This is a genomic window from Reella acinonychis (genome assembly GCF_052828705.1).
On sequence record NZ_CM128256.1, the window covers coordinates 733,057 to 752,893 of the forward strand.

At 39.4% G+C, this 19,837-nt stretch carries 18 protein-coding genes, 1 tRNA gene and 2 rRNA genes; 15 read left to right on the plus strand and 6 right to left on the minus strand.

Annotated elements, in window-relative coordinates; all coding sequences use genetic code 11:
• Window positions 1-27 precede the first annotated feature (27 nt).
• From ACUXZ4_RS03600 to ACUXZ4_RS03615, 4 genes are all read left to right on the plus strand, one after another.
• A tRNA-Glu gene (locus tag ACUXZ4_RS03600) sits at window positions 28-103 on the plus strand.
• 192 nt (window positions 104-295) lie between these two features.
• Window positions 296-3,189 (plus strand): 23S ribosomal RNA (locus ACUXZ4_RS03605).
• A gap of 134 nt (window positions 3,190-3,323) precedes the next feature.
• Window positions 3,324-3,438: ribosomal RNA gene (gene rrf / locus ACUXZ4_RS03610) — 5S ribosomal RNA — on the plus strand.
• A 188-nt stretch (window positions 3,439-3,626) separates the two neighbouring features.
• Window positions 3,627-5,408 (plus strand): ATP-binding protein, encoded by a 1,782-nt coding sequence (locus ACUXZ4_RS03615; protein WP_464973677.1) that lies wholly within the window; start codon window positions 3,627-3,629, stop codon window positions 5,406-5,408.
• 26 nt (window positions 5,409-5,434) lie between these two features.
• On the opposite strand, the gene suhB is transcribed toward ACUXZ4_RS03615, so the two are convergent.
• Entirely contained in the window at window positions 5,435-6,235 is an 801-nt protein-coding gene (gene suhB / locus ACUXZ4_RS03620) for an inositol-1-monophosphatase (protein WP_464973678.1), read from the minus strand.
• A gap of 180 nt (window positions 6,236-6,415) precedes the next feature.
• Between suhB and trmJ the strand changes: the two genes are divergently transcribed.
• The 9 genes from trmJ to iscX all read left to right on the plus strand — a co-directional run bounded on the left by trmJ (window position 6,416) and on the right by iscX (window position 12,873).
• A complete protein-coding gene (gene trmJ / locus ACUXZ4_RS03625; RefSeq protein WP_464973679.1) occupies window positions 6,416-7,138 on the plus strand; it encodes a tRNA (cytosine(32)/uridine(32)-2'-O)-methyltransferase TrmJ in 723 nt (240 codons plus the stop codon).
• Window positions 7,139-7,211: 73 nt separating this feature from the next.
• Window positions 7,212-7,670 carry a Fe-S cluster assembly transcriptional regulator IscR gene (gene iscR / locus ACUXZ4_RS03630; protein ID WP_464973680.1) on the plus strand — a complete coding sequence of 153 codons (459 nt, stop codon included), beginning with the start codon at window positions 7,212-7,214 and terminating at the stop codon, window positions 7,668-7,670.
• A gap of 41 nt (window positions 7,671-7,711) precedes the next feature.
• Window positions 7,712-8,926: an IscS subfamily cysteine desulfurase gene (locus tag ACUXZ4_RS03635; protein ID WP_464973681.1), complete on the plus strand. Its 1,215-nt coding sequence runs from the start codon at window positions 7,712-7,714 to the stop codon at window positions 8,924-8,926.
• Window positions 8,927-9,046: 120 nt separating this feature from the next.
• Complete coding sequence (iscU, locus tag ACUXZ4_RS03640) at window positions 9,047-9,430, plus strand: Fe-S cluster assembly scaffold IscU (RefSeq protein WP_464973682.1); 384 nt, start codon at window positions 9,047-9,049, stop codon at window positions 9,428-9,430.
• A 173-nt stretch (window positions 9,431-9,603) separates the two neighbouring features.
• Entirely contained in the window at window positions 9,604-9,927 is a 324-nt protein-coding gene (gene iscA, locus ACUXZ4_RS03645) for an iron-sulfur cluster assembly protein IscA (protein WP_464973683.1), read from the plus strand.
• Window positions 9,928-9,930: 3 nt separating this feature from the next.
• Window positions 9,931-10,452, plus strand: coding sequence for a Fe-S protein assembly co-chaperone HscB (hscB, locus tag ACUXZ4_RS03650; RefSeq protein ID WP_464973684.1), 522 nt, complete (start codon window positions 9,931-9,933; stop codon window positions 10,450-10,452).
• Window positions 10,453-10,472: 20 nt separating this feature from the next.
• Window positions 10,473-12,320 carry a Fe-S protein assembly chaperone HscA gene (gene hscA, locus ACUXZ4_RS03655; protein WP_464973685.1) on the plus strand — a complete coding sequence of 616 codons (1,848 nt, stop codon included), beginning with the start codon at window positions 10,473-10,475 and terminating at the stop codon, window positions 12,318-12,320.
• A gap of 17 nt (window positions 12,321-12,337) precedes the next feature.
• On the plus strand, window positions 12,338-12,679 hold the full coding sequence (fdx, locus tag ACUXZ4_RS03660) for an ISC system 2Fe-2S type ferredoxin (protein ID WP_464973686.1): 342 nt from the start codon (window positions 12,338-12,340) through the stop codon (window positions 12,677-12,679).
• Entirely contained in the window at window positions 12,679-12,873 is a 195-nt protein-coding gene (gene iscX, locus ACUXZ4_RS03665; RefSeq protein WP_464973687.1) for a Fe-S cluster assembly protein IscX, read from the plus strand. The genes fdx and iscX overlap by 1 nt, the downstream gene beginning before the upstream one ends.
• Before the next feature lie 62 nt (window positions 12,874-12,935).
• Here the strand turns inward: iscX and manA are convergent, their stop codons facing one another.
• From manA to frdA, 5 genes are all read right to left on the minus strand, one after another.
• The gene (gene manA / locus ACUXZ4_RS03670; protein ID WP_464973688.1) at window positions 12,936-14,129 is read right to left on the minus strand and encodes a mannose-6-phosphate isomerase, class I; all 1,194 of its coding nucleotides are present in this window, start codon (window positions 14,127-14,129) and stop codon (window positions 12,936-12,938) included.
• A gap of 121 nt (window positions 14,130-14,250) precedes the next feature.
• Window positions 14,251-14,595, minus strand: coding sequence for a fumarate reductase subunit FrdD (gene frdD / locus ACUXZ4_RS03675; RefSeq protein WP_464973689.1), 345 nt, complete (start codon window positions 14,593-14,595; stop codon window positions 14,251-14,253).
• A 9-nt stretch (window positions 14,596-14,604) separates the two neighbouring features.
• Complete coding sequence (gene frdC / locus ACUXZ4_RS03680) at window positions 14,605-14,997, minus strand: fumarate reductase subunit FrdC (RefSeq protein WP_464973690.1); 393 nt, start codon at window positions 14,995-14,997, stop codon at window positions 14,605-14,607.
• 10 nt (window positions 14,998-15,007) lie between these two features.
• Window positions 15,008-15,778, minus strand: a complete 771-nt coding sequence (locus ACUXZ4_RS03685) for a succinate dehydrogenase/fumarate reductase iron-sulfur subunit (protein ID WP_464973691.1) — start codon at window positions 15,776-15,778, stop codon at window positions 15,008-15,010.
• Window positions 15,771-17,567 carry a fumarate reductase (quinol) flavoprotein subunit gene (gene frdA / locus ACUXZ4_RS03690; protein ID WP_464973692.1) on the minus strand — a complete coding sequence of 599 codons (1,797 nt, stop codon included), beginning with the start codon at window positions 17,565-17,567 and terminating at the stop codon, window positions 15,771-15,773. The genes ACUXZ4_RS03685 and frdA overlap by 8 nt, the downstream gene beginning before the upstream one ends.
• Window positions 17,568-17,781: 214 nt before the next feature.
• Between frdA and epmA the strand changes: the two genes are divergently transcribed.
• Together epmA and ACUXZ4_RS03700 are read left to right on the plus strand one after the other, a co-directional pair.
• Complete coding sequence (epmA, locus tag ACUXZ4_RS03695; RefSeq protein WP_464973693.1) at window positions 17,782-18,753, plus strand: elongation factor P--(R)-beta-lysine ligase; 972 nt, start codon at window positions 17,782-17,784, stop codon at window positions 18,751-18,753.
• Window positions 18,754-18,866: 113 nt separating this feature from the next.
• Entirely contained in the window at window positions 18,867-19,835 is a 969-nt protein-coding gene (locus ACUXZ4_RS03700) for a RodZ domain-containing protein (RefSeq protein WP_464973694.1), read from the plus strand.
• Window positions 19,836-19,837 lie beyond the last annotated feature (2 nt).

A 19,837-nucleotide genomic window follows, 5' to 3' on the forward strand; every position in this document is an offset into this window, starting at 1 on the left:
AGAGACAGAAGAACATCTTTATATGCTGTCCCCATCGTCTAGAGGCCTAGGACATCGCCCTTTCACGGCGGTAACCGGGGTTCGAATCCCCGTGGGGACGCCATTTAAAGATGTTTTTATTGAAGTGCTTATAAAAATAAGCATTCAGGTCATCTTATTGTTCTTTAAAAACCAGGAAACAAGCTGAAAAACTGAGAGATTTTCGAAAGAAAGTCTGAGTAGAGAAAAAATCTTAGCTGAGAAAGGCAGCTAAGTGTTTAGTGATGAGACGTCTCAAGAATAATTGAGGTTGTATAGTTAAGTGACTAAGCGTACAAGGTGGATGCCTTGGCAATCAGAGGCGAAGAAGGACGTGCTAATCTGCGAAAAGCTTGGATGAGTCGATAAGAGGCGTTTAATCCGAGATATCCGAATGGGGAAACCCAGTAGATGAAGAATCTACTATCATTAACTGAATCCATAGGTTAATGAGGCAAACCGGGAGAACTGAAACATCTAAGTACCCCGAGGAAAAGAAATCAACCGAGATTCTGTGAGTAGCGGCGAGCGAAAGTGGAAGAGCCAGTAAGTGATATCAGCGATGACAGAGGAATGTGCTGGGAAGCACAATCACAGAGGGTGATAATCCCGTACTCGAAGTCATGGTTGAAGTACTAAGCTTACGATAAGTAGGGCGGGACACGTGATATCCTGTTTGAAGATGGGGGGACCATCCTCCAAGGCTAAATACTCCTGATTGACCGATAGTGAACCAGTACTGTGAAGGAAAGGCGAAAAGAACCCCGGTGAGGGGAGTGAAATAGAACCTGAAACCTTGTACGTACAAGCAGTGGGAGCCCTTATGGGTGACTGCGTACCTTTTGTATAATGGGTCAGCGACTTATATTTTGTAGCGAGGTTAACTGAATAAGGGAGCCGAAGGGAAACCGAGTCTTAACTGGGCGATTAGTTGCAAGGTATAGACCCGAAACCCGGTGATCTAGCCATGGGCAGGTTGAAGATTGGGTAACACTAATTGGAGGACCGAACCGACTAATGTTGAAAAATTAGCGGATGACTTGTGGCTGGGGGTGAAAGGCCAATCAAACCGGGAGATAGCTGGTTCTCCCCGAAATCTATTTAGGTAGAGCCTTATGTGAATACCTTCGGGGGTAGAGCACTGTTTCGGCTAGGGGTCCATCCCGGATTACCAACCCGATGCAAACTGCGAATACCGAAGAGTAATGCATAGGAGACACACGGTGGGTGCTAACGTTCATCGTGGAGAGGGAAACAACCCAGACCGCCAGCTAAGGTCCCAAAGTACTAGTTAAGTGGGAAACGAAGTGGGAAGGCTTAGACAGCTAGGATGTTGGCTTAGAAGCAGCCATCATTTAAAGAAAGCGTAATAGCTCACTAGTCGAGTCGGCCTGCGCGGAAGATGTAACGGGGCTAAATTAGTCACCGAAGCTGCGGCATCAATGGAAACATTGTTGGGTAGGGGAGCGTTGTGTAAGCGGAAGAAGGTGAATCGAGAGGTTTGCTGGACGTATCACAAGTGCGAATGCTGACATAAGTAACGACAAAACGAGTGAAAAACTCGTTCGCCGGAAGACCAAGGGTTCCTGTCCAACGTTAATCGGGGCAGGGTGAGTCGGCCCCTAAGGCGAGGCTGAAAAGCGTAGTCGATGGGAAACGGGTTAATATTCCCGTACTTGGATAAACTGCGATGTGGGGACGGAGAAGGTTAGGTTAGCAGACTGTTGGATGTCTGTTTAAGGCGGTAGGTGGAGAGTTTAGGCAAATCCGGACTCTCTTAACACCGAGAACTGATGACGAGGTGCTACGGCACTGAAGTAACTGATACCACGCTTCCAGGAAAAGCCACTAAGCTTCAGGTTTATCTAAACCGTACTGAAAACCGACACAGGTGGTCAGGTAGAGAATACTCAGGCGCTTGAGAGAACTCGGGTGAAGGAACTAGGCAAAATAGCACCGTAACTTCGGGAGAAGGTGCGCCGGCGTAGCTTGTAGTCCCTTGCGGACGAAGGGTGAACCGGTCGAAGATACCAGCTGGCTGCAACTGTTTATTAAAAACACAGCACTCTGCAAACACGAAAGTGGACGTATAGGGTGTGATGCCTGCCCGGTGCTGGAAGGTTAATTGATGGTGTTATCGAAAGAGAAGCTCCTGATCGAAGCCCCAGTAAACGGCGGCCGTAACTATAACGGTCCTAAGGTAGCGAAATTCCTTGTCGGGTAAGTTCCGACCTGCACGAATGGCATAATGATGGCCAGGCTGTCTCCACCCGAGACTCAGTGAAATTGAAATCGCCGTGAAGATGCGGTGTACCCGCGGCTAGACGGAAAGACCCCGTGAACCTTTACTATAGCTTGACACTGAACATTGAATTTTGATGTGTAGGATAGGTGGGAGCCTAAGAAGCAGTCACGCCAGTGATTGTGGAGGCGTCCTTGAAATACCACCCTTTAACGTTTGATGTTCTAACGAAGGACGTGGAACGCGTTCTCGGACAGTGTCTGGTGGGTAGTTTGACTGGGGCGGTCTCCTCCCAAAGAGTAACGGAGGAGCACGAAGGTTTGCTAATGACGGTCGGACATCGTCAGGTTAGTGCAATGGTATAAGCAAGCTTAACTGCGAGACAGACAAGTCGAGCAGGTGCGAAAGCAGGTCATAGTGATCCGGTGGTTCTGAATGGAAGGGCCATCGCTCAACGGATAAAAGGTACTCCGGGGATAACAGGCTGATACCGCCCAAGAGTTCATATCGACGGCGGTGTTTGGCACCTCGATGTCGGCTCATCACATCCTGGGGCTGAAGTAGGTCCCAAGGGTATGGCTGTTCGCCATTTAAAGTGGTACGCGAGCTGGGTTTAGAACGTCGTGAGACAGTTCGGTCCCTATCTGCCGTGGGCGTTGGATGATTGAGAGGGGCTGCTCCTAGTACGAGAGGACCGGAGTGGACGCATCACTGGTGTTCCAGTTGTCTCGCCAGAGGCATTGCTGGGTAGCTAAATGCGGAAGAGATAAGTGCTGAAAGCATCTAAGCACGAAACTTGCCTCAAGATGAGTCATCCCCGACTTTAAGTTGGTAAGGGTTGTTGTAGACTACGACGTAGATAGGTGGGATGTGTAAGCGTTGCGAGACGTTGAGCTAACCCATACTAATTGCCCGAGAGGCTTAACTATACAACCTGAATTGTTTTTGGGTTGGACTTAGACGAGAGAGAAGAGATTGAAAGTTTGAGGCTTGTTTTTGGTTTTTGATAAAGAGTGATAGAAAAGAACGATAAATAGATAGATAAAGACATCGAAGGAATAATCTTGGCGGCGATAGTGCAGTGGACCCACCTAATCCATGCCGAACTTAGAAGTGAAACGCTGTAACGCCGATGGTAGTGTGGGGCTTCCCCATGTGAGAGTAGGACACCGCCAGGTTTTGAATAAGAGAGAAAGAGAATCCCAGTCAGAGATGGCTGGGATTTTTGTTTTTTGAAAAAAGAGAAAGCAGAAACAAAAAACAGAAAAAAGTGCGGTGGGAAAATGTGAAGTTTTATTTGTCACACACTATTCTTCTTCTCTTTTATTTTGTTAGAATGAAGCAAAAATTGATATTTGATTAAATTATGAAGAACGTTAAGCATTTTACTCAAAGATACATTGATTGGGTTATCAAACTAGGAAAGGTTAAGTTTTCTTTACTTGGCTTTCTTATTCTTTCAATTTTTGCTTTATGCACGCAGATTATCCTAAGTATTATTTTTTTAGATAATATTAATTGGCATAATCTTATTTACTCAGTGATTTTTGGTTTAATTTCAGCCCCTTCAGTTATTTATTTTTTTACCGTTTTAGTAGAGAAATTAGAACTTTCCCGTCAGGAATTAGCAAAAACTATTCAAGATAAAAGTACTTTATTAGCCACTATTAGTCATGAATTGCGAACTCCTCTAAATGGCATATTGGGTTTAAGTAATATGTTACTAGATACGAATCTGACTAAGTCTCAGCGTAATTATTTACAGACGATTAATCTAAGTGCGGTTTCTTTAGGGCATATTTTCAACGATATTATTGATTTAGAAAAAATTGATACGGAAAATATTGAACTTTATTTATCTGAAACGGATGTTCATCGTTTTCTTATGGACATTCAAAATGTTGCGAATTTAATGACCACGCAAAAAGATCTGGTATTTGAGCTGAAATATACGGATGATTTGCCGAGTTTCCTTTTGTTAGACCGTACGCGTTTAAGTCAAATATTATGGAATCTGTTGCATAACGCAGTGAAATTTACTGAATCAGGCAAAGTGGTACTCTCAGTAAAGCGCAAAGAAAATAATCGTTATGAGTTTTCAATCCAAGATACAGGAATAGGTATCGATCCTCATGAATTAGATAAAATTTTTGAGCTTTATTATCAATCGGAATTTTCATCGAAAAAATCTGTCGGTAGTGGTATCGGTCTTTCTGTTTCCCGTAATATCGCTCGCTTAATGGGGGGCGATTTGACGGTTAAAAGCCAATTAGGGATAGGTTCAACTTTTACTTTAGAAATTGAAGCGAAAACAGCTGAACAACAAGAAACAGTATCTCAAAGTGCGGTTAAAAATTTACGAATTTTACTTGTTGAAGATATTCAATTGAACATTCTTGTTGCCATTGCATTATTGGAAAAACTAGGGCACCAAGTTGATGTTGCGATGTCAGGTAAGGATGCTATTAATGCTTTTAATAAAGCAACGTACGACTTAGTTTTATTGGATATTCAACTTCCTGATATGACAGGATTAGATGTTGCTAAGCATTTAAAAGCTGCTTATGAAAATGATGAATTGGATTGTTTACCGCTTTTAATTGCCTTGACAGCGAATGTAGTGCATAACAAGGCGGAATATCAAGCCTGTGGTATTGATGATGTGTTAAAGAAACCGTTGTCAGTTAACCAATTAAATGCTTGTTTAAATCGTTATTTTGAAGCGGATTTTGTCGTTAGCTCAGCGAATAAACCTCAAAAACCAAATAGCGTTGTAGGAGAACGTTTATTGCCTTGGTTTGATTTGACAGTATTACAAGAATTACTTGATTTCATTGGAATTGAAACATACAAACATAATGTGCTGTTATTTGAACAAGCCATTCAATCTGAATTGAATTTTGTTATGTCATATCAGTTATTTTTACAAGGGAAGATTTCAGCGCAGCAATTAGCAGAAATTATGCATAAGTTAAAAGGCGCAGCTTCTAGTCTGGCTATGCAATCTGTCCAGCAAACGGCGAATTTAGCGCAACAATTTGAGTCGCCACAGTGGATTGTTAATATCGGTCCTTGGGTAGAACAATTAGAAATGGATATAGATAAGAGTTTATCTGTATTAAAGCATTGGTTAAATGGTGAAAAATAAAAAGGGCATATTGCCCTTTTTACTTATTATTTGAAGTCTTGCGCTAAGCAAGGTTGGATTTTATTTAAAATATCTTTTACAACACGAGGATGAGCGGCAATTAAATGACCTGAGGTTAAATAATTATGGCCTGCAACAAAGTCACACACTAATGCACCAGCTTCACGTGCGATTAAGTCACCTGCTGCACAATCCCAAGGTTTAAATCCCATTTCAAAATAACCGTCAATTCGGTCTGCTGCCACATAGCATAAATCTAATGCTGCTGATCCAGTGCGACGGAAATCTGCTGTATCTGCAATTAATGAATTCATAATTGCCATTTGAGTTGGCATTAATTTCGTATTTTTGAATGGAAAACCGGTTGCTAATACAGCGCCTTTCATATCGCGGCGATCAGCAATGCGTAAACGAATTTCGTTTAATTTAGCACCTTTACCACGAACTGCAGTAAATAATTCATTTTTAATTGGATCATAAACTACGCCGACTTCAGTGCGACCTTTAACGCGAATAGCAATAGAAACAGCGAAATGAGGGAAACCTTTGATAAAATTAGTGGTGCCATCTAATGGATCAATTATCCATTGAACGTCTTGTTCATTACCCTCTAAGCTACCGATTTCTTCCGAAATGATGCTGTGTTCTGGGTAAGAGGCTCGGATTGTTTCAATCACTGCATTTTCAGCCGCTTTATCAATATTGGTAACAAAGTCGTTACTGCCTTTTACATTGGTTTCAATATCATCACGACGTTCATAGCTTTTTGCGATAATATTACCTGCTTTTCGTGCTGCACGAATTGCGATATTTAACATTGGGTTCATAGTATTGTCCATTAGAGAAATTGTGGAAAGAACAAGGGCAATCGTTATTGCCTTAAAGTGCGGTGCATTATAGTCATTTTTTCTCCAATTTGCCAGAGTTAAAATTTTTTATAGAAACCCAGTAAATTTTAGGGATATTATGCTAAAATACACCATCGATATTGAGAATAATAAAAGAAGATGTTAGATCGTATTCGCATTGTATTAGTTGAAACCTCTCATAGTGGCAATATTGGCTCTGCCGCACGTGCAATGAAAACCATGGGGCTAACCAAGCTGTATTTGGTGTCTCCTAAGCAGCCAGTTGATGAACAAGCTATTGCTTTGTCAGCCGGTGCTGAAGATGTAGTGAAAAATGCGATAATGGTCAATCAGTTAGAGGATGCGATAACGGATTGTCATTTAGTAATTGGCACAAGTGCACGTTTGCGTCATTTACAAAATAGTTTAATTGAGCCGAGACAATGTGGTGAAATAGCGATTAATGCCGCAAAGTGCGGTGAAATTGCGATCGTTTTTGGGCGTGAGCGTATTGGGTTAACCAATGAAGAATTGTTGAAGTGTCGATACCATTTAACCATTCCTGCCAACCCTGAATATAGTTCGTTAAATTTAGCGATGGCTGTGCAGCTGGTATGTTATGAATTGCGAATGGCTTTCTTGCAAACATCTCCTGTTGAATTAATAGATAATACCAATCAAAGCATTTCAGCATTAGCTAATGCGCAGGAATTGGAATATTTTTTTGAACATACTGAGCGCGTATTCAAATCTCTTGGTTTTATTCAAAATCAAGGGGTTATGCCAAAATTGCGACGTTTATATCAACGTGCTGGTTTGGAAAAAAATGAACTTAATATTCTGCGAGGAATGTTAAGTGCGGTGGAAAAACAAAAAGTTTAAGTCGGAATAATAGTTGACTATTATTCAGGGTTAAGTAAACTAGGCGCATCCGTTTTTTGAAGGAAAGAGAAGGATGAAATTAACATCTAAAGGGCGTTATGCGGTGACTGCTATTCTTGATATTGCATTAAATGCACAAGAGGGTCCCGTTACGTTATCTGATATTTCTGAACGTCAACATATTTCCCTTTCTTATTTAGAACAACTTTTTGCAAAATTGCGTCGAGGCGGAATTGTGAAAAGTGTACGTGGTCCTGGCGGTGGCTATCAATTAGGCTTGCCATCCGAAGAAATCTCAATTGGCATGATTATTGCGGCAGTGAATGAAAATATTTCAGTGACAAAATGTTTAGGTAAAGGAAATTGCCAAGCAGGTCATGAATGTTTAACTCATTCTTTGTGGGAAGAATTAAGTCATCGCATTGAGAGTTTTTTAGATCAGATTACGCTAGCAGAATTGGTAAATAAGCAAAATAATAAAGTGCTTCAAAAACATCCAGATTTTGAAAACTTATTGGTAGTAGATAATTAATGGCATTAATTATTGAGAAAGATATTTATTAGGAGTGAATAATGAAATTACCTATTTATTTGGATTATGCAGCAACTTGCCCAGTTGATGAGCGAGTTGCTAAAAAAATGATGGAATTTTTAACCATCGAAGGCAACTTTGGTAACCCGGCCTCTCGTTCGCATAAATTTGGTTGGCAAGCAGAAGAAGCTGTTGATATTGCACGTAACCAAATCGCAGATTTAATTGGTGCGGATTCACGTGAAATTGTCTTCACTTCAGGTGCAACAGAAGCAGATAACTTAGCTATCAAAGGTGCTGCACATTTCTATCAAACAAAAGGTAAACACATTATTACATGCAAAACTGAGCATAAAGCCGTATTAGATACTTGCCGTCAGTTAGAGCGTGAAGGTTTTGAAGTCACTTATTTAGAGCCTAAATCAGATGGTTTAATTGATTTAGATGTGTTAAAAGCAACTATTCGTCCGGATACGATTTTAGTATCAATTATGCATGCGAATAACGAAATTGGCGTGATTCAAGATATTAAAGCAATTGGTGAACTTTGTCGTGCCAATAAAGTGATTTTCCATACTGATGCAACCCAAAGTGTGGGTAAAGTTGACATTAATTTAGCAGAATTACCTGTTGATTTACTTTCAATGTCAAGCCATAAATTATATGGACCAAAAGGTATTGGGGCATTATATGTTCGTCGTAAACCACGTATTCGTTTAGAAGCAATTATCCATGGCGGTGGTCATGAACGTGGTATGCGTTCAGGTACATTGCCGGTACATCAAATTGTGGGTATGGGTGAAGCATATCGTATTGCAAAAGAAGAAATGGCAACTGAAATGCCACGCTTAAAAGCATTACGTGACCGCTTATACAATGGCTTAAAAGATATTGAAGAAACCTATGTAAATGGTTCAATGGAACATCGTTTAGATAACAACCTAAATATCAGTTTCAACTATGTTGAAGGTGAAAGCTTAATGATGGCATTGCGTGATATTGCGGTATCATCTGGCTCTGCTTGTACTTCAGCAAGTTTAGAACCTTCTTACGTATTACGTGCCTTAGGTTTAAATGATGAATTAGCACATAGTTCTATTCGTTTCTCTTTAGGTCGTTATACAACAGAAGAAGAAATTGATTACACCGTTAGCCTTATGCAAGGTGCGGTGCAAAAATTAAGAGATTTATCTCCATTGTGGGATTTATTCAAAGAAGGTATTGATTTAGATACGATTGAGTGGACCGCTCACTAATTTGCGTTTATTTACTTGCATTTTTACTTTTACTGCAAGAAATTAAACAAATTTCGCATAATCAATAAATGTAGATGGGCTTTAATTGCCCATCACAAGATAAATAAAAGGAACAATAAAATGGCATATAGTGAAAAATTATTAGATCATTATGAAAACCCGCGTAACGTTGGTGCAATGGATAAAAAAGCGGCTGATGTAGGTACAGGTATGGTGGGTGCACCAGCTTGCGGTGACGTAATGCAATTACAAATTAAAGTGAATGAAAGTGGCATTATTGAAGATGCAAAATTCAAAACTTACGGTTGTGGCTCTGCGATTGCATCAAGCTCATTAATCACTGAATGGGTAAAAGGCAAATCATTGGATGAAGCTGGTGCGATTAAAAACAGCCAAATTGCAGAAGAATTAGAATTACCACCAGTAAAAGTTCACTGTTCAATTCTTGCTGAAGATGCTATCAAAGCAGCGATTGCTGACTACAAATCAAAACAAGGTAAATAATAAAAAAGTGCGGTATTTTTCACCGCACTTTATTAATTACTAGGTGAAAGAAACTAACGTCTTTCCCCTTCTTTTTTATGTTTTAGTAGCTATTTGAACAATAAAGGTGAGCATTCGTTTGCCTTTGTTCTAATATATTGATGTAATAAGTATTCTTTGTTTTGAGGTTAAGTATGGCAATCACATTAACGGAAAGTGCGGCAAATCGAGTAAGAACATTTTTACAAAATCGCGGTAAAGGTATTGGATTACGTTTAGGCATTAAAACCTCTGGTTGTTCAGGTTTAGCTTATGTGCTTGAATTTGTAGATGAACTCAATGAAGATGACAATGTATATGAACAAGATGGTGTCAAAGTCATTGTGGATACAAAAAGTCTTGTTTATCTTGATGGCACCGAGCTTGATTTTGTCAAAGAAGGCTTGAATGAAGGTTTCAAATTTAGTAACCCAAATGTCAAAGATCAATGCGGTTGTGGTGAAAGTTTTAACGTATAAATTATGAAAAATCCCTTTGCTTTATTTGATTTACCTGTAAATTTCCATATTGAACAAGCGATCCTATCGGAACGCTATCTTGCTTTACAAAAATCGTTGCACCCTGATAATTTTGCACATTGTTCGCCGCAAGAGCAGCGTTTAGCCATGCAAAAGTCAGCAGAAATAAACGATGCATTGCAAATATTGAAAGATCCTATTTTACGTGCAGATGCGATTATTGCCATTCATACCGGTGAACAACAAAATTTAGAAGAAAAAAGCACCAAAGATATGGCATTTTTAATGCAACAAATGGAATGGCGCGAGCATTTAGAACAAATTGAGCAAAATCAGAATAGCGAACAATTAACGGTATTTTTAGCGGAAATAGAACAAGAACAACAGGATATTTTATCCGAATTATCCACCGCACTTTTAAGCCAACAATGGCAGCAAGCGAAAGCAATTAATGATAAACTTCGTTTTATCAAAAAATTATTACAAGAAATTGAACGAATTGAAGAACAATTGTTTGATTTTTAACCCTAAATGAGAGAACGATAATGGCATTACTTCAAATTGCAGAACCCGGTCAGAGTGCAGCTCCTCATCAGCATAAATTAGCAGTAGGGATTGATTTAGGTACAACAAATTCGTTAGTCGCAACGGTACGTAATGGTCAAGCGGATATTTTACTTGATGAACAAGAACGCCCATTAACGCCATCCATTGTTAATTTTCAAGATGATCAAGTAATTGTTGGCTATGAAGCTGCTCTGTTAGCTAGCAAAGATCCACTAAACACGATTATTTCAGTGAAACGGTTAATTGGTCGTAGCCTTGAGGATGTGAAGCAACAAAGCCCAGATTTACCTTATGATTTTGAAGCAAGTGAGAATGGCTTACCTTTATTAAAAACACGCCAAGGTTTACGCAGTCCAATTGAAGTGTCGGCTGAAATTTTGAAAAAATTAACCGCACTTGCAGAAAAACGCTTGGCTGGCGACTTATCGGGTGCTGTGATTACTGTTCCTGCTTATTTTGATGATGCGCAACGTCAAAGTACAAAAGAAGCTGCAAAATTAGCAGGAATCAATGTTTTACGTTTATTAAATGAACCCACCGCTGCAGCTATTGCCTATGGTTTAGATAGTGGTCAAGAAGGGGTAATTGCCGTCTATGATTTAGGTGGAGGCACCTTTGATATTTCAATTCTTCGTTTATCAAAAGGTGTGTTTGAAGTGTTGTCAACTGGGGGCGATACAGCTCTTGGTGGTGATGATTTTGACCAATTGCTGATGAATTGGATTATTGAACAATCTGGTATTGAGCCTAAAACAGCGCAGCAACAACGTCAGCTAATCGAATTAGCAACTCAAACGAAAATTGCTTTAACAGATAATTTGCAAGCGGAAATTGTTTATCAAGATTGGAAAGGCACAATTCAGCGCGAACAGTTTAATCAATTGGTTGCGCTTTTAGTGAAACGTTCATTGTTTGCTTGCCGTCGAGCATTAAAAGACGCAAATGTAAGTTTAGATGAAGTACGTGAAGTTGTCATGGTGGGAGGTTCCACGCGAGTGCCTATTGTGAGAGAAAAAGTCGCTGAATTATTTGGTAAACAGCCTTTAACTTCCATTGATCCTGATCGAGTTGTGGCTCTTGGAGCAGCAATTCAAGCGGATATTTTGGTGGGTAATAAGCCTGATGCGGAAATGTTACTGCTTGATGTGATACCGCTTTCATTGGGTATTGAGACTATGGGTGGATTAGTGGAAAAAATCATTCCGCGCAATACCACAATCCCTGTGGCTAGAGCACAGGAGTTTACCACATTTAAAGATGGGCAAACCGCGATGTCAGTACATATTGTACAAGGCGAACGAGAAATGGTAGATGATTGCCGTTCTTTAGCGCGTTTTACCTTGCGTGGCATTCCTGCTATGGCGGCGGGCGCGGCACATATTCGTGTCACCTATCAAGTAGATGCAGACGGATTATTAAGCGTCACAGCGATGGAAAAATCAACGGGGATTCAGTCCTCAATTCAAGTTAAGCCTTCTTATGGTTTAACCGATGATGAAATTACACAAATGTTAAAATCATCAATGGAAAATGCGAAACAAGATATTGATGCACGTTTATTAGCGGAACAACGAGTTGAAGCAAAACGTGTTATTGAAGCTGTCTTGGCAGCATTGAATGATGATCAAGAATTGTTAAATGAAGAAGAATTAAGTGCGGTCAAAAATGCATTAGTTTCTCTGGATGAATTGCAACAGGGCACAGACACCCTAGCGATCAAACAAGGAATTAAAGCCTTAGACCAAGCGACTCAAGAATTTGCTGCACGAAGAATGGATAAGTCAATTCGTAAAGCATTAACGGGACAATCAGTCGAAAATTTATAATTTTATAGGAAAGTATTATGCCAAAAATTGTTTTTTTACCTCATGAAGAATTCTGCCCTGAAGGCATGGTCGTTGATGCTGCGACAGGTGAGAATTTATTAGATGTTGCACATAATGCCGGTGTTGAAATTCATCATGCTTGCGATGGTTCTTGCGCTTGTACAACTTGCCATGTGGTAATTAGAGAGGGCTTCGATAGCCTAAATGAAACAACAGATCAAGAAGAAGATATGTTAGATAAGGCTTGGGGTTTAGAAATGGATAGCCGCTTGTCTTGTCAATGTGTTGTGGGTGAAGAAGATTTAGTTGTTGAAATTCCAAAATATAACTTAAACCATGCAAATGAGGCGGCACATTAATGAAATGGACTGATACACGCATGATCGCGGAAAATCTGTATGATATGAATCCCGATTTAGATCCAACAACCGTTCGTTTTACTGATATGCATAAATGGATTGTTGAAATGGAGGATTTTGATGATGATCCCGAAGCGTCCAACGAGCATATCCTCGAAGCGATTTTAACCATTTGGTTAGAAGAATATGAATAAAATAAAATCCGCTGATGCCAGCGGATTTTTTGTCCTTATAACTCCATAAAGTGCGGTGTATTTTACGGTAGTTTTGCAATCACTGCATATCCTTGTTTCATTCCTTGTATTTCATATTGCGTTTCTGCACATATAAATGCTGATTCGCCTTGATTGAGCTCTAGGGATTTGCCGTTGGCTTGTAACTGTACTTTTCCTTCCATCACAAATAAGATAGAGGTATTATCTGCGGTTCCTTTAATTAGGGTTTCAGCATGATAATTTAGATTCTCTAAGGCAAAATCTTTTGCGGGAGTTTGGTAAGTAAAACTGCCTTGGGTTTGAGGTGCAGGAGGGATTAGTTTGGGGATAACTTCGCTGCAATCAATGACTTTTAATAATTCGTCAATATCCACGTGTTTTGGTGTTAAACCGCCACGAATAACATTATCAGAACAAGCCATTAATTCGATATTTTGTCCACGCAAATAAGCATGAGGAATTCCCGCATCTTGGAAAATACCTTCGCCTTTTTTAACATGTACAATATTGAATAGATAAAAACACATTAAACCAGGATCTAATTTGTCGGCAGGGATTTCCATTGCCTCGCAACTATAAAGCACCCAATAATCCGGATTTTCTGGCGTGAGGTTTTCTAATTTATTGCTGCTGAATATTGGATTTAACCAACCTTCTAACTGTGATTGGTTTGCTTGCATAATCTCAGCATAGAAACTGTGTAAGTCTTGAGTTTCTAATTTATCTGCTAGTTGAGCAAAATGCGGATATTGACGTAGGGTTTCAATAATTTTTGCTTTTGGTTTAAAGCCATGTAATAACCAGAAATCAGATAATGCGATCATCATTTCAGGTTTGTGATTATTATCTTTATAAGTCCGCTTAGGATCTTTTAAGTCAATGCCACGTTGATTTTCTTGTGCAAAACCGATTTCAGCTTGCTTTTTCGTTGGATGTAGCTGAATTGATAGCGGTAATTTCACATCAAGAATTTTGAGTAAATAAGGCAGTTCATCGCCAAAAGTGTTTCTACTTTGTGTGCCAAGAGCAGAAGGATTTTGTCGTAAAAAAGTAAGTAGGCTTTGTGTTTCTCCGTCAATGTCAATTTGCGATGGTGAGGAATTATGAGCACCAAGCCACCATTCTGCATAAGTTTGTTGAGGTTGTTTATCGAATTGAATTAATGTCGGAATATAATTTTCGCCACCCCAAGCATATTGCTGTAATGTGCCTGTGAGTTTGTAAATGCCAGTCATATTTTATCCTTAACTTGATAATAGAATTCAGCTGATTCTAGCACAAAAGTGCGGTGGAATTTTATAATGTTTATGAAATAAAAATAGGCATCATTTGATGCCTATTTTGAATTGTCGTGGATTAGATTGCAATGACTGCTAAGAACACGATAATCGAATAAAGCGCCGCTAATCCATAAAAAATGAAATGTCCTGCTGGCACCTGTACTTTCAGATCATGCATACCATGATGAAGTCGGTGTAAGCCTGCCCACATTGGGAAAATGGTAATGGCTAATAGCACTAATTTACCAAACCAATTGTGTGCAAATGCAACGATGTTATCTACCGAAATAATGCCAAAAGGAAGTAATAAACCAATGGCAAGGATTAATACGGGAAATACTAACCCGCTAATCATTCCGCCAGCACTAAACATTAACCATACAGGTGGTTCATTTGAACGCTTTGGATTTTGATTAACCATATTTCCTCCTTAAATAAACAATAAAATTAAGGTGAGAACACTGATTACACCAAAAGCAACGCGTAATGCATTACGGATAAGGCTTGCTTTTAGTCCTGTTGTGCCAGACATCACTTCGCCTGTCATATCAAATAGCGTAATCGCATGTAGGATTAACCCACCCAAAGAAATAATATTTAAAATAATGACCAATGGATTTTGTAAGAATGGAATGAAACTTTCTACCATACCATTTTCTTTACCTAGGCAGACAATGCCATACAACAACACTAAACAGAACCAAACGGTAGGGATAGCTGTTGCTTCGCGTAGCATATAAAAGCGATAAAAATCGACTTTTTTCCACCAAGTTGGTGTCATTTCTCGTACATATTTTTTACGTTTGCTTGCTAATTCAGTCATAACATTCTCCCTATGCTTTTGGTTTAAGCATTGAAATTAGATAGTCTTTCGCACTTTCTAATTTGCCTTGGTTAATTGCTGCTGCTGGATTAACATGTTTTGGACATACATCAGAGCAAGCACCTACGAACGTACAAGACCAAACACCATTGTCGCCATTGATGATTGGCATACGTTGATCTTTACCGCTATCGCGGTTGTCTAAGTTATAACGATGTGCAAGTGTTAATGCGGCAGGGCCAACGAACTCAGGATTTAAACCAAATTGAGGGCAAGCTGCATAACATAAACCACAGTTAATACACATAGAGAATTGGCGATATTTTTCCAATTGTTTCGGTGTTTGTTTAGTACGGCTTTTCGCTAATTCTGAAGATGGATGTGGTTTGCCATCTAATTCAGGCATTTTATTGCCAATGATATAAGGTTTAATTGCTTCTAAACTTTCAATGAAATGGCTTAAATCAACAATTAAGTCACGTTCAATAGGGAAGTTTGCTAATGCTTCAATGCGCATATGACCGCTGTAATCACGTAAGAACGTTTTACAAGCTAATTTCGGTTTGTTATTTACCATCATACCGCAAGAACCACAGATCGCCATACGACAAGACCAGCGGTAAGCCAATTCAGGATCAAGTTTATCTTTAATATAACCGAGTGCATCCAATAAAGAAGTTTGGTTATCATAAGGAACTTGATAAGTGCGTAAATACGGTTCTTTGTCCACTTCAGGATTATAGCGTAGCACTTCTACATTCATAATAGATTGGTTAGCCATTTGCATTCTCCTTCGCTTTTTCTGCTTCTGCTGCATCAGCTTCAGCACCATACACACGTTTCGCTGGTTGTGATTTTGTAATTTTCACCGGGCTGTATTCAATACGAGGCGCACCGTTTTCATTGTAGAACGCAAGTGTATGTTTCAAATAGTTCACATCATCACGTTCAACATAGTCTAAACGTTGGTGAGCACCACGTGATTCTTTACGTTCAATTGCTGAATTTGCAATCGATTGTGCAACATCTAAGATGTAACCTAATTCAACGGTATAAAGCACATTGGTATTGAACACGCTTGAGCGATCTTGAATACGAATACGTTTGTAACGTTCTTTTAATTCTGCAATTTTATCCACCGCACTTTGCATGCTTGCTTGGTCACGATAAATACCACAGCCTTCTTCCATTGCAGTACCCATTTCTTCGCGGATGTCTGCCCAGTTTTCAGTGCCTTCTTGGTTGTATAAATCTTCTAAACGACGAATTACATCACGCGCTTGTGCATCAACCGCAGTTTGATTGACAGGATGATTTTCAAGTGCACGTCTTGCAGCATATTCACCTGCGACGCGACCTAATACCACTAACTCAGCTAATGAGTTAGAACCTAAACGGTTTGCACCATGTAATCCTGAAGATGCACATTCACCTACTGCAAATAAGCCTTTGATACGTGTTTCACTATTGAAATCGACTTCAATACCACCCATGGTGTAGTGTACGACTGGACGAACTGGAATTGGGTCATGAACAGGGTTTACACCTTCATAAGCTTGTGCTAATTCACAAATAAATGGTAAGCGTTCGTGTAAGTATTTTTCGCCTAAATGACGTAAATCTAAGTTAACAACATCAACACCTTTTGCAGTTTTCAATGTGTTACCTTTTTTCCATTCTTGCCAGAATGCTTGTGAAACTTTATCGCGAGGACCAAGTTCCATATATTTATTTTGTGGTTTACCAATTGGTGTTTCAGGTCCTAGACCATAATCTTGTAAATAACGATAACCATCTTTATTTAATAAGATACCACCTTCACCACGACAACCTTCGGTCATTAGAATACCCGTATTTGGTAAACCTGTTGGGTGATACTGAACGAATTCCATATCACGTAATGGTACGCCATGACGATATGCCATAGATAAACCATCACCAGTTACAATACCACCATTGGTATTGAATTTGAACGCACGACAACCACCGCCTGTTGCGATGATAACGGCTTTCGCGTTAATTTGAACTAATGTGCCCTCCATCATATTCATGGCAACTAAACCACAAGCATGACCATCATCTGTCAGAATATCTAACACAAAGTATTCATCAAAACGTTGAATTTGTGGATATTGGATAGAGGTTTGGAATAAGGTGTGTAATAAGTGGAAACCGGTTTTATCGGCAGCAAACCAAGTACGTTCGATTTTCATTCCACCGAAACGACGCACGTTGACATCCCCATCTTCTTTACGAGACCAAGGGCAACCCCAACGTTCTAACTGTGTCATTTCAACTGGTGAATGTTCAACAAAATATTCAACTACATCTTGTTCACATAGCCAGTCACCACCAGCGACTGTATCTTGGAAATGTTTATCGTAGCTGTCTTCTTCTTTTATTACCGCAGCTGCACCACCTTCGGCGGCAACTGTGTGGCTACGCATTGGATAAACTTTAGAAACTAAAGCAATTTTTAAATTTGGATTTGCTTCTGCTGCTGCGATTGCGGAACGTAAACCGCCACCACCAGCACCAACAATTGCAATATCTACATTAACGATTTGCACAATAATATCCCCCAAAAAATAGAAAAGATCGAAAGATATGTTACTTAAATTTAAACAAATTACTACCTATTTTTTACTATAATGTAAAGAAATGTGATCTATCTCAAAAACTGTCAAAATCTCACCGCACTTAAAGAAAAATAAGAATAAGTCGCAATTTGTTGTTTGTCTGAATTACGGGTAAAATAGCCGAAATTTTTGAGTGGAATAACATATGTCTGAACAAATTGTATGGCAGCCAACGGCGTCAATTAAAAATTTAATCGCACGAGCAAAAATTATCGCAGAAATCCGTCATTTCTTTACGGAACGCGGCGTACTTGAAGTCGATACCCCAATTCTCAGTGAATTTGGTGTAACGGATGTGAATTTAGCTACTTTTAGCACAGAATTTAGCTCGCCTTTTGCGGAACAATCGAAAACCTTATGGCTAAATACCAGCCCTGAATATCATATGAAGCGTTTGCTCGCGGCCGGTTCAGGTGCCATTTTCCAAATTTGTCATGTCTTTCGCAATGAAGAAGCCGGCAGAAAACATAATCCTGAATTTACGATGTTGGAATGGTATCGCCCATTCTTTGATATGTATCGCTTAATCAATGAAGTCGATGATTTATTGCAACAAATTTTAGATTGTGAGCCAGCGGAAAGTTTAAGTTATCAATTTGCTTTCCAAGAATATGTGGGTTTAGATCCCCTTTCAGCGAGTAAAACCGAACTGATTGCTAAAGCTAAAGAGTATCATTTTATTTGTGACGAAGACGAATCCAGAGATGTGTTGTTGCAATTTTTATTTAGTACTGTCGTTGAACCTCAAATAGGGCAGAAAAGACCTGTTGCTATTTATCATTTTCCTGCCACTCAAGCAGCGTTAGCGCAAATTAGTTCAGAAGATCATCGCGTGGCAGAACGTTTTGAGTTTTATTACAAAGGCTTAGAGCTTGCTAATGGTTTTCATGAATTAACGGATGCAAGCGAGCAACAACATCGTTTTGAACAGGATAACCGTTTAAGAGAAAAATTGGGATTGCCTGTAAGAGATATTGATCATCGATTATTAGCCGCATTGCAATCAGGTTTACCTAATACCTCCGGGGTTGCGCTTGGCGTAGATCGTTTATTGATGATCGCTTTAGGTGTGGAAAACATTGAAGAAGTGATGTCATTTGGTATTTCTAATGCCTAAAAGTGCGGTGTATTTTGCCCGAGTTTTGTGAATAAAAGTTGCAAAACAGGGGATACAACTTTAAACTTACTCACTTGAATTTTATTTCTTTTCAATTTGGAAAAATTTCGCTTATGGATACACCAAAAAATCAAGCAGAACAAGTACTTTCACTTGGTGAGCAGTTTCGTCAAGCGCGCCAAGGGTTAAATTTAACCCTTGAAGAAGCCGCAGAAAAAATTAATTTACGCCCAGTGATTTTACAATATTTGGAAAATAATGAATTTATTCAGAAAAATATTCCTGCGACCTTTATGAAAGGTTATGTGCGTAATTATGCGAAGTTTCTAAAATTACCAGAAAGTCTATGGGATAATGACGCGATCTTTGGTGAAGATCCGAAAAATGATTTAAATCGTAATGCACGAGTGAGACGTGCGACGACGCCTCATGCTTCATATAGTCGTTGGTTAGGTATTTTAACTGGTTTAGTGCTTTTAGTTGTTGCAAGTATGACTGCTCTTTGGTGGTGGGAAAATTACCAACAATCTAACTCTGAACGAGATAATATGGTTCAAAACTATGTAGCAAGTGAAGAGCAAACCACAAATACAGAAAAGACCAATGCAGCCTTATTGCCACCTACAACACCAGCTGTAGAAAATACAAATGTAGCATCAGCACCTGTGACAACAGAAGCTGCACCAGACCTAACAACAGTGCCTGCTGTTGCAACCACAGAAGTGGCTCCAGCAATGGAAAATTCTGCCCCTGCTACCGCTGAAAACATGTTGAGTCAGCATTTAAATCAGGCAACCAACGTGGAAAATAATGCGGTTGAAAGCAACGCAGAAGAAAATAAAGTGGTAAGTGGCGATTTACAAATCGAAATTACCGCCGCAACCAGCTGGATTACGGTAAAAGATGCGAATCGTAAAAATTTAGCACAAAAAGAATACAAGCAAGGTGAAGTATTAACCTTTGATGGTAAAGGACCTTATGCTTTAACCATTGGTGCGCCAGCAAATGTGAAAATTACTTATAAGGGCGAAGCTTATCCGTTAAAAATTGACGGTCGTGTTGCTCGAATCAAATTACAATAAAA